The organism is Streptococcus cuniculi, assembly GCF_001921845.1.
In the GTDB taxonomy this organism is placed as follows: Bacteria; Bacillota; Bacilli; order Lactobacillales; family Streptococcaceae; genus Streptococcus; species Streptococcus cuniculi.
The window spans coordinates 163,852-183,330 of the sequence record NZ_MSJM01000004.1; the positions used below are offsets into that span (position 1 = coordinate 163,852).

Genomic DNA, 19,479 nt, shown 5'->3' on the forward strand with positions numbered 1-19,479 from the left:
TATGACCTAGACTAAAACGCCTAGAAATCTGATTTCTAGGCGTTTTTTCGTTTACTCTGCTTTCTCAATCGGAGCAAGGCTGGCTAAGACTTTTTTGAGCCCCATCTCTGGAAAATTGATTTTCAACTCTTGACTGCTGCCGCTACCTGTCACTTCAAGGACTGTTCCCCGTCCCCATTTGCGGTGAACGGCAATGTCTCCTACCGCCCAGTCCGTTTGACCAGTCTTGCTGGATTTTCCAAAAGGTAAATCGTCTCCCAGACTGCGAGGCTGAATCTGAGACTTGCGGGACTGAATGGCCTGTTGTAAACTCATGCCTTGGCCGAACTTAGCAGTCTGCCCAGTAGCATAAGAGGCCTTAAAGGCCGTATTGGCAGGTCTTGCCAAGCCTTGATACTCCAATAAATCGCTCGATATTTCTCGGATAAACCGACTTGGCTGATTGTAGCTGCTACGCCCAAATAAGAGACGTGAGTTGGCATTGGTCAGATAGAGCTGCTTTTCCGCACGGGTAATCCCTACATAAGCAAGGCGGCGTTCTTCTTCTAATTCGTCCTCATCTTCCGCTGCTCGACTAAGGGGAAAGACATTTTCTTCCATTCCGATTAGGAACACTACTGGAAATTCAAGCCCCTTGGCTGCATGCAGGGTCATCAAGGTCACTTCTGAACTCTCTCGATCACCGTCGTCCGTATCTGCAATCAAGGCCAAATCGTTGAGGAAACGGCTCAAGGTTTCCAAACCTGATTCCCCTTCCACCTCATTTTCCTCATCAAAATGCTTGGTCACAGAAAGAAACTCCTGTAAGTTTTCTATCCGCGCATTGGCTTCCAAGGTCGCCTGCACCGTCAAGAACTCCATATAGCCTGTCTTTGCTAAGACCGCTTCTACCAAGTCTGTAATCGATAGTTCATCCAATTGATCCCGCAACTGGTAGAGCAAATTGGACAAGTCAAAGACTGCTTGGGCAGCCTTGCCCTTGATACCAGACAGCATGATATTCTGACTAGCCTCAAGCAAGGACATGTTCTGGAGCTGGGCAAAATCACGGATTTTCTCCACCGTACCAGGTCCCACCCCACGTTTGGGTTCATTGACAATCCGCTCAAAAGAGAGGTTATCTGCTGGATTTGCAATGACATTTAGATAGGCAATGACATCACGAATTTCCTTACGGCTGTAGAACTTGGTGCCTCCGACCATGGTATAGGGAATATTGGCCTTTAAAAGAGCTTCTTCAATCGTCCGAGATTGGGCATTGGTTCGATACAAGACCGCAACATCGCGATAGGCACTACCTGCCCGCACCAAGTCGTCAATCTGCCCCGCCACATAAATCGCCTCATCCTGCTCATCACGTGCGCGGTAGTAGACAATCTGATTACCCTCATCATTTTGCGTCCAGAGATTTTTCGGACGGCGTCTGCGGTTGTTTTGGATGACATCGTTGGCAGCCTGTAAAACGGTCTTGGTCGAGCGGTAATTTTCTTCCAAAAGCACGACCTTGCTTTCTGGATAGTCCTTTTCAAAATCAAGGATATTTTGCATGTCCGCTCCGCGCCAGCCATAGATGGACTGGTCGGCATCCCCCACGACACAGATATTTTTAAAACGTGAAGCGAGGAGCTTGACCAGCTGATACTGGGCATGGTTGGTATCTTGGTACTCGTCAACGTGGATATATTGGAATTTCTGCTGGTAATAGGTCAGCACATCTGGATTCTGGTCAAACAAGCGCAGGGTCAGCATAATCAAATCATCAAAGTCCACCGCCTCACTCATGCGCAATTCTTTCTGGTAGGCGGTGTAGCATTTGGCCACAATCTGGGTATACAGATCCCCTGCCTGACTTTCATAGGCTACTTCGTCAATCAAGTCATTTTTGGCGTTGGAAATCGTGCTTAGAATAGAGCGTTCACTCCACTTTTTCGGATCCAGATTGAGGTTTTTTAAAATCCGCTTCATCAATGTCCGCTGTTCACCCGGGTCTACAATGGTAAAATTACGATTGTAGCCAATATGGTCGGCATCGCGGCGCAAAATGCGCACACACATGGAGTGGAAGGTCGCAATCAAGCAATCCTGCGTTGCTGGATTCAGCGCAAAGGCCCGCTCCTTCATCTCCCGAGCTGCTTTATTGGTAAAAGTAATGGCCAAAATATTCCATGGATTGACCAGCTTTTCATCAATCAAATAAGCGATACGATGGGTCAAGACGCGGGTCTTACCAGACCCCGCCCCCGCCATAATCAACAAAGGCCCTTCCGTTGCCTGAACCGCCTCTGCCTGCTTCTCATTCATTCCATTTAATAAAGGATTCATCTTCTCTCCCTATCCCTTCTTCTCATCTGAAATCAAGCAAGAACCTACTGCCGATTTCCCAAGAGTTCCAATTCTTTTATTATATCAAAAAGTATGAAAAAAAGCGCCAATCTTTTAGAATTGGCACTCCTTTTTCTATTTCTTAAAACCCAATCTGCATCTCAGGATACTGTTCAACCAAGTAGTCTAATAGTCCTTGCAGCTCCATATCTGTTTCTTTCTTAGCTGATTTGTACTGCATGGTGAGGGGACGCTTGATTCCTGTCCGGTGGACCATCAAGTATTCATCTCTTGCAACGGTAAATAAACTATAGCGATGTCGAATCGTTTGACCATACAAGCGTTCCACATCTGGTAAGGCGACAGCATTAAACCCGCGGTAATAGGTCACCAAATGCTCTTTGTAGACCAATATCTGCAACCGGTCATTTCTGTAAGCCGCGTCTACCAGAAGTAAGTCCAAATTCCCCTGTAATTCTGGATAGGCCTGATACAAGTTATCGTAAGACTGATTGTTGGTTTTACGAATCGAGTAGGCGCGCGCAAAGAGTATGAAACCAATCCCAATCAGAAAAGCGGATGTGCCGTACATAAGCCAGCGAAGAGCATTGGCTTCTGATAATGAAACATAGGAACCATAAGCAAAGGCAGGCGCAATATCGCTACTGCGATCAATGATTCCACTCATCAAGGATTCGTAATTTTCAATCTGACCATCTTCTTGCGAGCTCGTACTAAAGACTTTCACCTCTAAAATCATTGGCTGTTCTAGCAAAGTGTCTGCTCGGTCGAGCAAGGCTTGCAATTTCTTATCACCAGCTGAGGCTTCTAGGCCAACATAACCACTTCCCTCATACTCCACCAAGTAGATAAAGGTCCCTGTATCTACTTCTGCAATCGGCTCGGTCAGAATCCCCGTAATTTTGATAGAAGTCGAGCTACTGTTCTCATACGGATCAAAGCGTTTGCCCCGTTCATACAAGTTTTCTGCGCCTGAATTAAGGGCATAAAAGCCACCCACTAAGCCACCAATTAGGAGAAAAATCAGACCTCCTATGATAAATCTAATAACCCCTTTATTTCTATTCTCTTTCATCTTCTTTCCCTAAATCATAGACAGAAAAAAAATCTGGAAGCAACTGCCTCCAGATTGATACGTTTCTTACTCTGCACCTAAGGCTGCCATTGTGATGTAGTTGTATGGCTTGTTGAAGTGTGGTAAGAAGAAGATATCAAGAAGCGCTAAGCGTTCGATTGTAACTTTTTCTTGGATTGCGAGTGAGAACATGTGGATACCCATTGACATATCTTCTTTAGAAGCCATTTGTGCTCCAAGAACGACACGTGTGTCCTTATCATAAACGATTTTAAGGGTTACTGGGAAGTTGTCGTGTTCGATGAATTCTGGTTTTTGGTTATCTGTAAATTCAGTAACAACAGCGTTATAGCCAAAGCGTTTTGCTTTTTCAAGCGTCAAACCAGTTGAAACCATCTTAAGGTCGTAGATGGCAATACCATTTGAACCTTGCACACCGATTGATTCAAGTTCTGTTCCACATACGTTGTGAGCAGCTACGATACCTGAGCGAACAGCGTTTGTTGCAAGGGCGATGTAGTTGGTGTCGCCGATTGAGTTGTCATAGACAGTCGCACAGTCACCGATAGCATACACATCTTTCATGCTTGTTTCTTGTTTTTTGTTCACAAGGAAAGCACCGTTGCGGAAGAGTTCAATCTTACCATCGCCAAGACCAGTATTTGGACGGAAACCAACTGCCAAGATGACCATATCAACGTCAAAGGTTTCTTTATCTGTTACGATACGTTCAACTTTGCCGTCACCTTCGATCGCTTGTACTGTTTGACCAAATGCCAATTTGATACCGTGGTCTTCAAGGTTTTTGCTCATCATATCTGTCAAATCGCGGTCATAGTAACCTGCCAAGCAAGTATCTACAACATCGATGAGGATAACTTCTTTGCCTTTACGTTCAAAGGCTTCAGCAAGTTCTACCCCGATGTAACCCGCACCAACAACTGCTACACGTTTGATGTCTTCATCTTTCAATTTTTCGATAACATCTGCTGAGTTTTGGTACAATTTAACGAATTGAAGATTTTTAAGAGTTGCTTCAAATTCACGTGAACCTTCTTTGATTTCTGCACCTTTGATTGGTGGCAAGATTGGTTGTGAACCAGTCGCAAAAATCAATTTATCGTATGATTCAACATGTTTGCTTCCATCTTCCAAAAGAACATGGACTTCTTTTTTATCATAGTCTACAGACTCAACTGGTGAGTTCATGTACACTTTTGCACCAAGGCTTTCCAATTGTTCCTTGTCAGAGTAGAACAAGCCTTCTGGGCCAGAGATTTGCTCACCAATCCATAGTGCCATTCCGCATCCAAGGAAAGAAATATTTGAGTTTTGGTCAAATACAACAATCTCGTTATCAGCACCATAGTTTGTTAACATAGTTTTGATACAAGCTGTACCAGCGTGGTTTGCACCAACAACAACGATTTTAGACATAAGTAAATCTCACTTTCCTAAAAAAATATTTTTTTACAGTTTATATTATACTAGAAATTGTTACCGATTACAAAATTTATGCTCAAAATTTCACAACATTTTTTTAATAGTTTGAATCTACGAATGATTGATGCAAAAAGATACCCCATATGGGGTATCTTTTTGATGTCTTATTTACCAAAAGCGTTTTTAAGGCCTTCAACAGCACCTTCTACGGCACCTTTTGCATCCTCTGCAAGTTCTTTTGCTTTATCTGCTGCGTCGTCTGCTAATTCTTTTGCCTTACCAGCTGTTTTTTCAACCAAGCCTTCTGCTTCCATTTTTTTATCACCAACTAGTTTTCCAGCTGTTTCTTTCAAGCCACCTGCGACTTGATCCAATGTTGCTGACAATTTTTCTTCTGACATATGATGTCCTCCTTTTATTTTATGGTTATTATAATAACATAATATCAAAGGCTACTCAAGTATTCTGCTCAAAATCAGCTGTTTTTATACATTTTGATATAAAGTGTCTAAAAAGTTTATCTTTTGGGAAAGAAAAGCGAAATAATAGTATGAGACCCCTGTTTGGAGTCAATATCCATGTGATAGGCTGATCCAAACTGCAAACGCAAGCGCTGATCCACGTTTTTCAGACCGACACCACCCAATTTGACCAAGAGATTTTCCGTCGTATCGTGGGCTGTAAAACCAGACCCATTATCATGGATGGATACGACAAGAAACTCCTTTCGTTCCGCTACCGACACGCGCACCAAGCCCTGTCCCTTGATTTCCTTAATACCATGGTAAATGGCATTTTCGACCAAGGGTTGTAAGACCAGCTTGGGTAGTTGAAAACTATCAAATCGGGCATCTTCCTCAATTTCATAGGCCAATTTATCGCCATAGCGCTGCTTTTGGATAAAGAGATACTGGCGCACATGATCAATCTCATCTTTGAGGACAATCTGCTCATTGCCCTGATTGAGTGCTAGGCGGAAATACTTGGCGAGCGACTTGGTCACTTCGACCACCTTTGCACTGTTGTTAAACTCCGCCATCCAGACAATGGTATCTAGGGTATTATAGAGGAAGTGCGGATTGATTTGACTGGAGAGGGCTTGCAGCTCGTATTTGCGGACATTTTGCTCTTCTTCTTTGACCGTCCGCATCAACTTGTCAATTTGATCAAGCATGCGGTTAAATTGATGGGCCAAATCGACCAATTCAGGCGCTCCCTGCTCGCTGGCACGAAGGCTCGCATTCCCATTTCCAATCGCCAAAATCGTCTCCTGCAAATCCCGCAGGGGTTTGATCCAATGGCGCAAGATAAACCAAATGCCCAAGAGACAAATCCCTAAAACAACTAGACCTGTTCCTAGGAAGGACATGAAGATTTGCTTCTGCAACTGGTGGAGATTTTCCATAGAAGCCACTCCTATAATCAGCCAGTCGCTCTGCGGAATCTGGTACTGATATACATAGGAGGTATCGTCATTCACATAGCCATTTGGGGTCAGAATATACGGCTCTAGGGCCTTCATTTCCTGACTGGAAGAATAGACACTCTTTTTGGGGTGATAGACAAATTCGTGCTTGCTATTGATGATAAAGGTAAAGCCATCTTTTCCCAATTGCAGGCTATCCAAGTAACGCGACAAGCTATCGTAGGCAATATCCAGACGGATAACGCCGAGATTGTCCCCCTTGCTATCGACCACCTCTTGGGTGATAGACACGACCCACTTGTCACTTGATTCAGATAGATTCTGGCGAGCTGGGGTCAAGACAGGCATGGCATGCTCCTGAATGGCAGCTTGGTACCAAGCCTCCTTCATCATGTCACTAGAGGTTTTCATGCTGATTGCTTCGTCCGTTGCGACCAAGTGACCTGATTTGGTGACAAGGACAGCAGATACCAAGTCTCGGTCTGTGGACAAAATCGTGTCTAAAAGTTTTCTGAGACTCTCCTCATGTTCAGCAGTGGAATCTTCTGCGTAACCCTTGACCAGCTCATTGGTCGCCAGACTCTTGGTCGTTTCTTTTAGTTTTTCCAAATAGGATTGGACAAACTGTCCACTTTGGGAAATCGTATTTTGGGTACTTTGTTCGGTCGTTTCTCGAATAACCGTTGAGCTGGTATGGTAGTAGCTAGCCCCCACAATGCCCAAAAGCAGTAGCATGGTGAGGGCAACATAAACGACTAATTGGACAAAAAGAGAATAGCGCTTCATCCCTGCTCTCCTTTTTTAAATTGGCGAGGTGTCACTCCTACGACCTGCTTAAAGCGTTGTGAAAAATAGTTCATATCTTCAAAACCGACCTGCTCTGCTATTTCATAAATCTTCAAATCCGTTGTCAACAGCAGCAACTTGGCCTTTTTCATCCGCTCTTGAATCAGGTAGTCTTGAAAGGGCATGCCCAACTCTTTTTTCAAGATGACGCTGAGATGCGAGGGGCTAAAGCCCAAGTCCTGCGCCAAGGATTTGAGGGACAAATCTTGATCTGCCAACCGCTCTTGGATGAGCTGGGCCAGGCTTGATTCCTCGCTCTGCTGCACCAAATCGCTAATCTGCTGGCGCTTTCCTTCTTTGTCCAGTTTACTCTTGACCTTGACCAACATCTCCTCCACATCCGCCTTGGAAAAGGGCTTCAAGAGATAGTCATCTGCTCCTAATTTGACAGCTGAGAGGGCATAATCAAAGTCATCATAACCCGTCAAAAAGACGATATGGGTCGCTGGATAGTGTTCTCTGACCAACTGCGCCAAACGAATACCATTCATCTGCGGCATGTTAATGTCGGTCAAGAGAATATCTGCCTGTTCCTTCTGGAACAATTCCCAAGCCTCCAAACCATTTTCAGCCTCTGCCAAAACTTCCATGCCCAAGTGTTCAAAATCAATCAAGGACGCAATCCCTTGCCGGACAAGGTACTCATCTTCTACAATCATCATTTTATACATAGTTTTCTCCTGTCCTTTCTCCTATCTCTAGTATAGCAAATTCTAGGGGAAATGGCTCCTTGTTCATCATATAGTCTTTTGAATAAACTTTGATACATCGTCACTTTCGACTTGCCGTACCCATAGTCAATGAAAATCAACAGCAGACTAGGCGACGCCGATGCAGATAGAACTGAAGTTCATCAACTCAAGGCAACAACGTCTGCTTTTGATTTTCGAAGAGTATCAAGCACTGTCCACGTCTTCCGTTCCTTGTCTGAAAGTTAATTCATTTGACTATAAATAAGGCGAGTTTCCCCGCCTTACCTTTCATATCATCACATGAAACTGATTGTGATTCGATTGCTAAAACCGCAAGAATCGTTAGAGTTAGGAAAGATGATGCTCCAGTTTCAAGTGAATCTATTACACATAATCTAAGAGGTAGCCATACCCTTTTTCTTCCATTTCTGCTTTTGGAATAAACTTGATGGAGAGGCTATTGATACAGTAGCGAAGTCCCCCCTTATCTTTCGGACCATCTGTAAAGACATGTCCCAAGTGGGAATCACCAACTCGGCTTCTAACCTCTGTCCGCACCATGTTAAAGCTCGTATCATCTTTATAAGTCGCTACATCTGGGCTAATAGGACGGGAGAAACTTGGCCAACCGCAACCTGAATCATACTTATCTTTGGAAGAAAAGAGTGGCTCCCCTGTGACAATATCTACGTAAATCCCTTCTTCAAACTGATCCCAATAGCGATTGGAGAAGGCACGTTCTGTATCATTTTTTTGAGTGACCGCATATTCTTCATCTGTCAACATCTTCTTAATCTCTTCATCGCTTGGTTTCTGGTACAAATTTTCGTCAATGACAGGATAGCTGGCTTGGTTGACGTTGATATGGCAGTAACCATTCGGATTTTTCTTGAGGTAGTCTTGGTGGTATTCTTCTGCTTCGACAAAGTTTTCCAAGGCACCTTTTTCGACAGCTAGTGGCTTATCTAATTTCTTAGATTGCTCATCAAAGACTTCTTCGATCACAGTTGAATCTTCTTTATCTGTGTAATAAACCCCTGTCCGATACTGAGTCCCACGGTCATTTCCTTGTTTATTGACACTGGTTGGGTCGATGATACGGAAGTAATGCAACAAAACTTCACGCAGAGACACTTGGTTCTTATCATAGGTCACTTTGACTGTTTCAGCATGTCCTGTCTGGCTAATCAACTCGTACTTGGTGGTACTGCCTTTTCCATTAGCATAGCCAGATACGGCGTCTGTTACCCCTGGAACGCGTGAGAAGTATTCTTCTACACCCCAGAAACAACCGCCAGCAAGATAAATTTCTCTAAGATCTTCTTTCATATGGTCTTTCTTATCCTTTCTTGTGACTTCATTCGTCTGGCTCATTGCAGCATCCTTAATCTGCGAAGTAGATGTAGAGGAAGAGGCAGTCCACAGACGACTTCCAAATACAAGGGCTACAATCACGACGAGCACACCTCCTAGAATGAGGAATAATTTGGACTTATCTTCCATATCCTACCTCCTAGTGAATCTCTTTGAGCTTGTCTTCAATGCCGGCCTTATCCATAAATCCTGGGTGGACTTCTACCAAGACCCCATCACTGCCGATAAAGGCTGAAGTTGGATAAGCACGGACACCGTATTCTTGCAACAATTTCCCGCTCGGATCAAGGAGGACTGGAGTGTGTTTGTAGTCAAGTCCATCATACCATTTTTTGAAATCTTCTGCAGATTTTTCGCCCATGTGGTCAGGAGATACAACTGTCAAGATAACATAGTCTTTATCTTCTACCTGACTAGCGAGGTCATCTGTGTCATGCAAGGTGGACAGGCAAATGGAACACCATGACGCCCAGAATTTCAGATAGACTTTTTTACCCTTGAAATCAGAGAGTTTGTAGGTCTTGCCGTCCACACCTTCCAAATTAAAATTAGGTGCTGGTTTTCCATCATTCATCGCCTTGTTTTCCCCTTCTTTCATGTCGTCTTTTTTCATATCCTCTTTGTCAGACATCTTTTCGTCTTTCATGTCTTTCTTTTCATCGGACATCTTGTCTTCTTTTTCCATCATCGCACTATCATCTGTCTTTTTCATCTCATCCGTCTTCTGGTTGGTTGAGCAGGCGGTTAAAACACCTAAACAAATGAGGCTAGTGAGTAGTAAGTGGCGTTTTTTCATGCTGTCCTCCTCTTATTTATCCTTATCATCCATTTTTTCGTCGCCTTTCATGTCCTCTTTATCAGACATTTTTTCATCCTTCATGTCTTTTTTCTCATCGGACATACCGTCTTTCATACCATCTTTCTTCATGTCATCCTTGTCAGACATCTTTTCGTCTTTCATGTCTTTTTTCTCGTCAGACATGTCATCTTTCTTCATATCGTCTTTGTCAGACATCTTTTCGTCTTTCATGTCTTTCTTTTCATCGGACATCTTGTCTTCTTTTTGCATCATCGAACTGTCATCTGTTTTTTTCATATCGTCTGCTTTTTGAGTGGAGCAGGCTGTCAACAATCCTACGGACAAGAGGCTAGCGAGTAATAATGTTTTGGTTTTCATGAGATTTCTCCTTTTATAATGAATTATTTTGTTTATCCAAATAGTTGGGTAAAGATATTTAAGTTGCCTAACATGAGTAAGATTCCCATCAAGATAATGATGGCACCACCAATTTTCTTCAAGGTTCCCATGTAGGGTTTGAGTTTGCTGAAGTAGCGTAGGACAAATGAGGACGCGAGAGCTACCAATAAGAATGGGAGGGCAAGTCCTAGTGTGTAGAGGAGCATCAAGATTGCGCCCTGCCAAGCACCATCTCCGCCGGATGCTGCAATCGCAAGCACCGAACTAAGAACAGGCCCAACACATGGTGTCCAACCAAAGCTGAAGGTCAAACCGAGCAAGAAAGCATTGTAGAAATCATTGCGTTTTTTGTTCTGCTTGAATTGGACGCTTTTTTGCTTCTGCAGTTGAGTAATATTGATAATGCCCATCTGGTGAATCCCAAGGATGATAACGATAGCTCCTAACACATAGCGGAACCAATCAGTATAGAGAAGATTTCCTAAGAAACCAGCTCCGTAGCCCAAGGTGATAAAGACCATGGATAGTCCTGCGATGAAAAAGATGGTTTTGACAATGCCATACCAAGCAAGCTCAAATCCTAAGAATCGCACGGTGCGCGGCTCATCTGAATCCAATAAAACACCGACATAAACCGGCAAGAGTGGTAGGATGCAGGGTGAGAAGAAGGATAGGATTCCTGCTAAAAACACCGATAATAAAAATACAACTGAAGTCATTTCGTTACTCCTTATCAATTTGTAAGTCTAGTATAGTCCTCTTTCACCCTAAAAACTAGAGAATTTGATGTGGAAAAACTTGAATTTGATGAGATACGAAAAAAATCTACCACTTTCGTGATAGATTGAAAACATTATTCTATTTCAAAACTTTCTGCGACCTGTTTATCAGGTAATAAGAAAGCGATGAGTAAGCCAATCAAGGCTGGTACGAGCCACGGAAGCGAAGCATCTGCAAATGGCAGGGCTTTGATAAGCTGATTTAAGCCTTCCAATTTGAATTGCGCACCGATAATAGTGGCAAAGGCTACGATACTTACCAAGGCAATGGTCAGCTGCATTCCTATTTTTGATAGTGGAATCAAGCGATTGACAATGACAATTAAAACAATGGCAATGGTAATCGGATAGAGAATTTGCAGCACAGGAACGGAGTAGGAAATGATGGCTGAAAGACCGACATTGGCAATCCCAAAGCCAATCAAGGTAAAGAGCGTTGCATATACCTTATACCCTAACTGTGGGAAGGTTTTGACAAAAAACTCGGATGTCGACACAATCAAACCGACTGTCGTCGTAAAGCAGGTCATGGTGACCATAATGGCTAGGAAAATCTGAGCCGTTGGGCCAAAGATGGCTTGTGTTGCTTGCGATAACACATAGACCCCCTTGTTGGCATCAGAAGCCATGATCTCTGCTGGAATTGGGAAATGATTGCCCAAAAATCCAAGGCCGATATAAAGAGCACTAAAACCAAGAGCCACAACGATTCCTACCACCCAAATGGTCGATACATATTCTTTTTTAGAGGCAAAGCCGAGCTGGTTCATGGTCTCAACTGCAATCACACTGAAAGCGACTGAAGCAAGGGCATCAAGCGTATTATAACCTTCTAAAAATCCTGTTCCAAAGGCTGAAGTCACATAGGTTCCTGATGCTACCATCGGACTGCTACTGCCGTATTTTGTAGCCCCTAAGACGACCAAGACCACAATCAATAAGGCAAAAACAGGTGTCAATACTCTTCCTACCAAGTCTAAGATTTTAGATGGGTTGAGCGAGATGAGATAGGCTGCCATAAAATAGAAGAGGGTAAAGATGAGCAAGCCCCACTGGCTATTGCTAGATAAAAGCGGAGCGATTCCTACCTCATAGGCGGTCGTTGCTGTCCGTGGAATCGCAAAGAAGGGGCCAATGGATAGGTAGAGGGCTACCAGATAGGCTGTTGCAAACCACGGCGCAATCTTGCGTGAAATTTCATAGACATAACCTTTCGGATTTAAGGTCCCAATGATGAGGGTCAAGACAGCAATCCCGACTCCTGATAACACAAAGCCGCTAATGGCTGACCAAAAATGCTCGCCCGATAAGGCGCCGAGTGTAGGCGGAAAGATTAAATTTCCTGCTCCAAAAAATATACCAAACAGGAGTAAGCCTGTTAAGGAACCCTTTTTAATCATGAAAATCTCCTTTTAATTCAATAGTCTTTATTATACCAAAAACTCTTTATAAGATGACAGAAGCTCTTCATTTTTAAAGGTTTTGTAAATTCAGAATCTTCATACGACTTGGTCATCTCGTAAGAATATAAGAACGGGTGTGAAAGGTCATCATCTGAAATCATCGATTTTATAGTCAAATGAATGAACTTTCAGACAAGGAACGGAAGACGCGGACAGTACTTGATACTCTTCGAAAATCAAAACCAGACGTTGTTGACTTGATTTGATGAACTTCAGTTCTATCTGCATCAGCGTCACCTAGCTTGCTTTTGATGTTCATTGACTATGAGTACGGCAAGTCGAAAGTGACGATGTATCAACGTTCATTCAAATACCATGATATAAGAGCGTTAAAAAATCGACAGAAAATGAGGGAGACGGACGAAGAAATCGTATTTCTAGGGTGGCTCGTCTATTTTCCGAGATTTTAGCTCGCATTCACATAATCATACCACTTCTCTCTTACTTTAACTGCTACACAAAGCAAAAGGCTGAGCACATAGGTCCCAGCCTCTTTTGCAAACAACAACTATTCACGTGATGGGTTAGCGTTGTTTATTTGGGTGTCTAAAATAGCGACGGCTACATAAAGCACTACAAAACTTTGTTCGTCGATCTAATTCCCCTTCTTTGGTTTCAACGTGTTGGCCACATCGTTTGCAGTCAAAAGAACGACTTTTTCGAAAATTGAGAGCATCATTCGGCTTCATCTTTGCGAACTCCTTTCTTCATGAAGGCTACCAATCCTGCTACTGTTACCAGTAGAATTCCTAATAAAACAGCTGCAATCGATCGTTCTTCTCCTGTTGCTGGAAGAATTTTTGCAGTCTTTGTTGATCCAGGGACAACTGTTGTTGTTCCACTCGTTCCTGGCTGATGAGGCTGTCCTGGATCTGGTTGCGGATTAGGATTTGGCTGCGGTGGGATTGGTTCAGGTTGTGGATCATCCACCGGTGTCACCACAACAGGAACCGCAACGGTTACAGTCCGACCATCTGGTAATTCAACCACAACTTGGATAGCCTTTTTCACACCAGGTGTCTCTGTACTTGGAATATCGCCAATAGAGACAATCTTCGCTCCTGCTGGAAGTTTCACGTGTTTGTGCACATCATCCTTGGTAATAGGAGTATGTTGAGGCACAGTCAGTGGGGTAACAGTTGGTAAAATCGGATCTTTCGGTGTTACTGGTGTCACCATGACAGGGACTTCAACTATTTCAGTTGAACCGTCTGGATAGGTAAGCTGAACACGTATTTTCCCCTTGTCTCCTGAACGATCTGTCGTCGGAACAGCATCTAATAGTTTCACACTTGCATTCGACCCTGTTGGAATCGTCACCTTGGCCAAAATATCTGCCTCGGTCAATGGAGTATGTTGGGAAACTGTCACACTACCTGCACCTGGTTGATATTTGTCCTGATCCGCTAGTGGGGCAGGAGTGACCATAACAGGTACTTCTACAGTCTCACTGCTACCATCTGGATAATCAATTTGAATTGTAACCGTTCCGCGGTCTCCTGCTTGATCGGTAGTTGGAATGGTACCGATTACGGTTGCCACGCCATTTGAGCCTGTTGGAATTGTCACTTTTGCAAGAAGATCGTCAGGACTAATTGGCCCATTTTGCGGTACAACCAGTAGGATCGTAGCAGGTTGATAGGCGTCTTTATCGTCTACCTTAACAGGTGTATCTGTAACGGTAACCGGCACTTCGACAACCTCGCTGGTGCCATCTGGATAGTCTATTTGAACAGCGACGGTTCCTTTATCGCCCGAGGTTCCAGTATCTGGGAGTTTTCCGATTACTTTTGGTACTCCATTTGAGCCTGTTGGAATCGTCACCTTGTTGAGGATATCCGTATCTGTGAGAACCGTATCTTTCGGAATGGTAAGACTACCTGCCCCAGACTTAAAGCTGTCTTTATCAGTCTTTGGTACTGGTGTTACAACAATTGGAACTTCTACGACTTCACTCGTTCCATCTGGATAGTCTATTTGAACAGCAACTGTTCCTTTATTTCCTGGAATATCTGTCGTTGGAATTGTTCCAATGACTTTCGGTACTCCAGCAGAACCATCTGGTAGAGTTACTTTAGCCAAAATATCCGCATCCGTAATCGGGGTATGCTGGTCTACTGTTAGTAATTCTGTCGCTGAGTGATGCTTGTCTTTGTCAAAGACTGGATCGCGATCGATAACTGGTAGGTTAAAGACCTGCTCTCCAACTTTTCCATCACTATCTGTCGCCACAACGGTGACAATGTAGTTTCCGAATTGATCTGGCACAAAGTTCTTTGCTTCATCAGGTGTGATGGTCATTTCTGTTCCATCTGGTTTGCGAATCTTATAGGCAGTAATGCTAGATACTTTTGCGTCGTTCGAATCGGTATCATCTTCTTTGTCGGTGACTGATTTGACTTGGGCTGTTAAGTCTACTGTTGTACCAATTACCTGTTCAGACGCATCTACTGTTGTCACGACAGGTGCCTGGTTCGTTATTTCACCTTTTCCAGGATCAGAACTTGAAATCCCATTAGAAGCCACTGCTGTAATCTGGTCTTTGCCTTCTTGCATCGTTGCATGATTAGGGACTGGAACGGACAAGGAACCATCTGCCGCAACTGGTATCTCCACTCCATCGGCTGTTTTCCAAGTTCCTGTTTGAGGATCTTTTGTGAGCGTTACAACAATAGGATTCCCATCTTTTCCTGGGAAAGTCACCTCAAGTTTTGTTGGATTCCCTTTATTTCCAATGGTAATCGGTACATGTGTCGCACTCGTATCTACTGTAGCAATCTTGGGACTATCTGGCTTATCTGCAACTTCAAAGGTATATGTTTTAGACGTGCCCTCCTTACCATCGCTATCGATAGGAGTTGCTTCAATACTGTAAGTACCAACTTGGTTCAGCGGAAGTGCGGTAAGCTCTGTAGCTTGCGCAGGCTCTTCTGTAACCGTACCGTCTGCTTGAGTGACGAGTTTGACAACGGTACCATCTCCTTTTTTCAAGTAAGAGGTAGTGCTGCCATCTGGCGCCGTAATCTTGAATTTGATAGCGGTTGCTTTTCCGTCTTGAGCATCTGTATCATCTTCTGTATCTGTCGCAGTCACCCCAGCTAAAATATCAGCTGTCTGGCCTTTTTCTTTTGGAGTTGCTGCCGGAACGGTCACTTCTGGTGCTTGGTTGGTCACCGAAGCCTTGCCTGGTTGAGAGGCATTTCCTGCTTCATCTTTGGCAATAGCAGTAACGGTATCTGTACCTTCTTTTAAGGTCACATCCGTCGGTATTGGTAATTGAAGTTTACCATTTACGACTGGAACAGGCTGACCATCTGCACTCCACGTACCATCTGGATTTTTTGTCACGACCACAGGAGTATTCTTACCTGGGAAGGTCACTTCAATAGTCTTCAAGTCGGCATCTGTTGGAGGGGTGATTGGCACGACTTTCGCAGCTGTATCAATGGTATCAACGGCTGGTGCTTGTGGAGCGGTGGTGTCTGACGCTGTAACAGTATACGTTTTCGCTGTTCCCTCTTTCCCATCGCTATCAATAGGAGTTGCCTCAATACTGTAATCGCCTGCTTGGTTCAGTCGAAGTGCGGTAAGCTCTGTAGCTTGCGCAGGCTCTTCTGTAACCGTACCGTCTGCTTGAGTGACGAGTTTAACAATGGTACCATCTCCTTTTTTCAAGTAAGAGGTAGTGCTACCATCTGGCGCCGTAATCTTAAATTTGATAGCAGTCGTTTTCCCATCTTGTTTATCCGCATCATCTTCTGTATCTGTCGCAGTCACACCAGCTAAAATATCGGCTGTCTCTCCTTTTTCTTTTGGAGCAACTGCTGCTGGAACGGTCACTTCTGGTGCTTGGTTGGTCACCGAAGCCTTGCCTGGTTGAGAGGCATTTCCTGCTTCATCTTTGGCAATAGCGGTAATGGTATCTGTTCCTTCTTTTAAGGTCACATCCGTCGGTATTGGCAGCTGAAGTTTACCATTTACGACTGGAACAGGCTGACCATCTGCGCTCCACGTACCGTCTGGATTTTTTGTCACTACTACAGGAGTATTCTTACCTGGGAAGGTCACTTCAATGGTCTTCAAGTCGGCATCTGCTGGAGGGGTGATTGGCACGACTTTTGCCGCAGTATCAATGGTATCAACGACTGGTGCTTGTGGAGCGGTCGTATCTGATACTGTCAATGTATAGGTCTTTGGTGCGCCCGCTTTCCCATCGCTATCAATAGGAGTTGCCTCAATACTGTAATTGCCTACCTTATTCAAAGGAAACGCACTGAGATCTGTAGCTTGCGCAGGCTCTTCTGTGACCGTACCGTCTGCTTGAGTGACGAGTTTGACAACGGTACCATCTCCTTTTTTCAAGTAAGAGGTGGTGCTGCCATCTGGCGCTGTGATATTGAGTTTGAGGGCAGTCCTTTTTCCGTCTTGAGCATCTGTATCATCTTCTGTGTCTGTCGTGGTCACACCATCGAGAATATTAACTTGCTGCCCCTTTTCTTGCGTCGTTGCTGCTCCAGGAACGGTCACTTCTGGTGCTTGGTTAGTCACCGAAGCCTTGCCTGGTTGAGAGGCATTTCCTGCTTCATCTTTAGCAATAGCAGTAATGGTATCTGTGCCTTCTTTTAAGGTCACATCCGTCGGTATTGGCAGCTGAAGTTTACCATTTACGACTGGGACAGGCTGACCATCTGCACTCCATGTACCGTCTGGATTTTTCGTTACGACCACAGGAGTATTCTTACCTGGGAAGGTCACTTCAATGGTCTTCAAGTCGGCGTCTGCTGGAGGGGTGATTGGCACGACTTTTGCCGCAGTATCAATGGTATCAACAGCTGGCGCTGCTGGAGCTTTCGTATCAATAATTGTCAGAGTGGTTGTCACTAGATTTGATTTGTTGCCATCTGCGTCCGTTGCTTCATAGGTAATGGTATAGGTACCAGCTTTTTCTAGAGCCGTTGCCAAATCCGCTACTGCGACACCTTTTCCATCTACAATCGTTTTGATAGCTTTTGCTGTTGGATGATGTCTAATATCATCTTCATAGTCGGTTGTTGTAGTATTAGCTGCTGCTGCAAGACTATCTAGCTTCGCCTGAGCATCTGCATCTCCATTTTGAATGGTCAAGGTCTTAATCGTGTTTTCGATGACTGGAGGAGTATTTGTCCCCATTGACATCCGTACTACAGGAGCATAGTTTGTTCGTCTTTCGTTTTCTCCCTGCCACAAGTTTATAAAACTAACAGACGGCTGACTAAATACTGTCTTCATATCTGTTGGCTGACCATTGGCATCAACTCCAACCGTATCTTTGGTAACTTTTGCCTTTACCTTGTAGGTCACTTTGAAGGAGCTTGTCTTTTTGCGGTCTGGACCATTTCCTGGATCAAAATCAGCAAAGCCGATGGTGTTAAATGGACCTTGCAGATAGCGAGCTCTATAAATACCATTTTTTCCCTTATTGTAGACAGGCTTAAAGATCACAGTTCCATCGTTCCCAATGACAAAACTTCCTGCACCGTAGCTTGCTGTGACATCTCGACCGTTTTCTGTCATAATTTTAAAGGAATCAGGCACATACTCAAATCCTTCTGGAATGGTGTCATTGATGGTCACATCGCCCATTGTAATCCCATTTCCAGTATTTTTAACCTCGATACCAAGCGTTACAATGTCTCCCTCACGAATGGCCTTGCCACCGTCGTAAGCATTGTCATTATCGTGGCTCAAGGTCGGACTACCCATTCGTTCGGTTTCGATGATGTCCTTGAAAATTTCCAGATTAGAACCACCGATAAAATCCATTGGCCCTAAGATCAAGGGAGTTGCCTGAGCAGAAATGACTGCTTTGATGCGATTTACACCAGCTGGCACTCTACCAAAGGAGGTAACGGCACCCCAACTAGCAGGATAGTTTTTCCCAGCATTACTGGAACCGGGACTATACATCCCTGTCAATTCCTGACCATTGTCCGCATCGTAAAACCTAATCCGGGCCCCATTTGGACCAGTCCCCTGTGCGCCAATCATAAAGCCTTCAACCGCAAAATGTTGTCCTGGTGCAACATCAAAGGTCTGGGAAACCCCCTGCCCTGCTTTCAGATAGAGCAATCGTGTTTCCGTAGACGGAACAATGACTCCCCAAGATGGTCTAGCCCTATAAGACATCCAGTAAGACGTGAGCCACGGCAAGTCACGCCCATTCAGCGCCTGCTGATAGATGGAGCCCAAGGTCACCCCATTTGCAACAAGGCCTCCGGTATTCACTGGATTCATATTGTCATAAAAGACACTGACCTCGTTGCTTCCAGACGTACCTGGTTCTATAGTCCAACCTGGGAGATTGTCGGTATCCCAGCGGTTATTGGTCGGTGTCAGATTCGCCCCGTCACCTTCCATGTAGGTCTGGTTGCGAACCCTAATATCATGGACTGGATTGGCATTCGCTGGCGCCGTCAAATTCGCTGCACGCGCCTCATCATCCGTCGCATAGTTATCAGTTCCAAGCGATGTACCTGTCGCAGCATATACATGTGGAAGCGCCACTAATTGAGATCCTAGTAAGATCGAACCAAGAAAGACGGAACACACTCCAACCTTATATTTTCGGAGTGAAAATCTGTCGTTTTTTCTAAAAAGCATCTGTTAACCCCTTTTATTTTTTTACTTTGTTCTACGTTTATCCCAAAACGTAGGAGTTTCTGAACTAGCTTTTACATCGCATTTTATGATGGTAGCATTTTTTAATATGCTACGAGCTCCCCCACTATTGAGAAGATGGTAAGCAGAACAAAGATTTCATTCTAATTGTATCATACTTGTTCCCAAACTCCTAGTATTTTG

Annotated in this window: 12 protein-coding genes; all 12 read right to left on the reverse strand. The window is 44.2% G+C overall.

Features of this window, described 5'->3' with window-relative positions; translation table 11 throughout:
• Positions 1 to 51: 51 nt before the first annotated feature.
• Positions 52 to 2,322 carry a DNA helicase PcrA gene (gene pcrA / locus BU202_RS05555; protein ID WP_075104802.1) on the reverse strand — a complete coding sequence of 757 codons (2,271 nt, stop codon included), beginning with the start codon at positions 2,320 to 2,322 and terminating at the stop codon, positions 52 to 54.
• A 142-nt stretch (positions 2,323 to 2,464) separates the two neighbouring features.
• On the reverse strand, positions 2,465 to 3,418 hold the full coding sequence (locus BU202_RS05560) for a hypothetical protein (RefSeq protein WP_075104803.1): 954 nt from the start codon (positions 3,416 to 3,418) through the stop codon (positions 2,465 to 2,467).
• Between the two features lie 66 nt (positions 3,419 to 3,484).
• Positions 3,485 to 4,855 carry a H2O-forming NADH oxidase gene (nox, locus tag BU202_RS05565; protein WP_075104804.1) on the reverse strand — a complete coding sequence of 457 codons (1,371 nt, stop codon included), beginning with the start codon at positions 4,853 to 4,855 and terminating at the stop codon, positions 3,485 to 3,487.
• Positions 4,856 to 5,025: 170 nt separating this feature from the next.
• On the reverse strand, positions 5,026 to 5,262 hold the full coding sequence (locus BU202_RS05570) for a CsbD family protein (RefSeq protein ID WP_075104805.1): 237 nt from the start codon (positions 5,260 to 5,262) through the stop codon (positions 5,026 to 5,028).
• 116 nt (positions 5,263 to 5,378) lie between these two features.
• The gene (locus BU202_RS05575; protein WP_075104806.1) at positions 5,379 to 7,073 is read right to left on the reverse strand and encodes a cache domain-containing sensor histidine kinase; all 1,695 of its coding nucleotides are present in this window, start codon (positions 7,071 to 7,073) and stop codon (positions 5,379 to 5,381) included.
• On the reverse strand, positions 7,070 to 7,804 hold the full coding sequence (locus BU202_RS05580) for a response regulator transcription factor (RefSeq protein WP_075104807.1): 735 nt from the start codon (positions 7,802 to 7,804) through the stop codon (positions 7,070 to 7,072). The genes BU202_RS05575 and BU202_RS05580 overlap by 4 nt, the downstream gene beginning before the upstream one ends.
• 405 nt (positions 7,805 to 8,209) lie before the next feature.
• Entirely contained in the window at positions 8,210 to 9,328 is a 1,119-nt protein-coding gene (gene msrB, locus BU202_RS05585) for a peptide-methionine (R)-S-oxide reductase MsrB (protein WP_075104808.1), read from the reverse strand.
• A gap of 10 nt (positions 9,329 to 9,338) precedes the next feature.
• On the reverse strand, positions 9,339 to 9,995 hold the full coding sequence (locus BU202_RS05590) for a redoxin family protein (protein WP_075104809.1): 657 nt from the start codon (positions 9,993 to 9,995) through the stop codon (positions 9,339 to 9,341).
• A gap of 12 nt (positions 9,996 to 10,007) precedes the next feature.
• Positions 10,008 to 10,376: a hypothetical protein gene (locus tag BU202_RS05595; RefSeq protein ID WP_075104810.1), complete on the reverse strand. Its 369-nt coding sequence runs from the start codon at positions 10,374 to 10,376 to the stop codon at positions 10,008 to 10,010.
• A gap of 32 nt (positions 10,377 to 10,408) precedes the next feature.
• On the reverse strand, positions 10,409 to 11,116 hold the full coding sequence (gene ccdA2, locus BU202_RS05600) for a thiol-disulfide oxidoreductase-associated membrane protein CcdA2 (RefSeq protein ID WP_075104811.1): 708 nt from the start codon (positions 11,114 to 11,116) through the stop codon (positions 10,409 to 10,411).
• Positions 11,117 to 11,250: 134 nt separating this feature from the next.
• The gene (gene brnQ, locus BU202_RS05605; RefSeq protein WP_075104812.1) at positions 11,251 to 12,576 is read right to left on the reverse strand and encodes a branched-chain amino acid transport system II carrier protein; all 1,326 of its coding nucleotides are present in this window, start codon (positions 12,574 to 12,576) and stop codon (positions 11,251 to 11,253) included.
• 738 nt (positions 12,577 to 13,314) lie between these two features.
• The gene (locus BU202_RS05610; RefSeq protein ID WP_075104813.1) at positions 13,315 to 19,278 is read right to left on the reverse strand and encodes a Rib/alpha-like domain-containing protein; all 5,964 of its coding nucleotides are present in this window, start codon (positions 19,276 to 19,278) and stop codon (positions 13,315 to 13,317) included.
• Positions 19,279 to 19,479 lie beyond the last annotated feature (201 nt).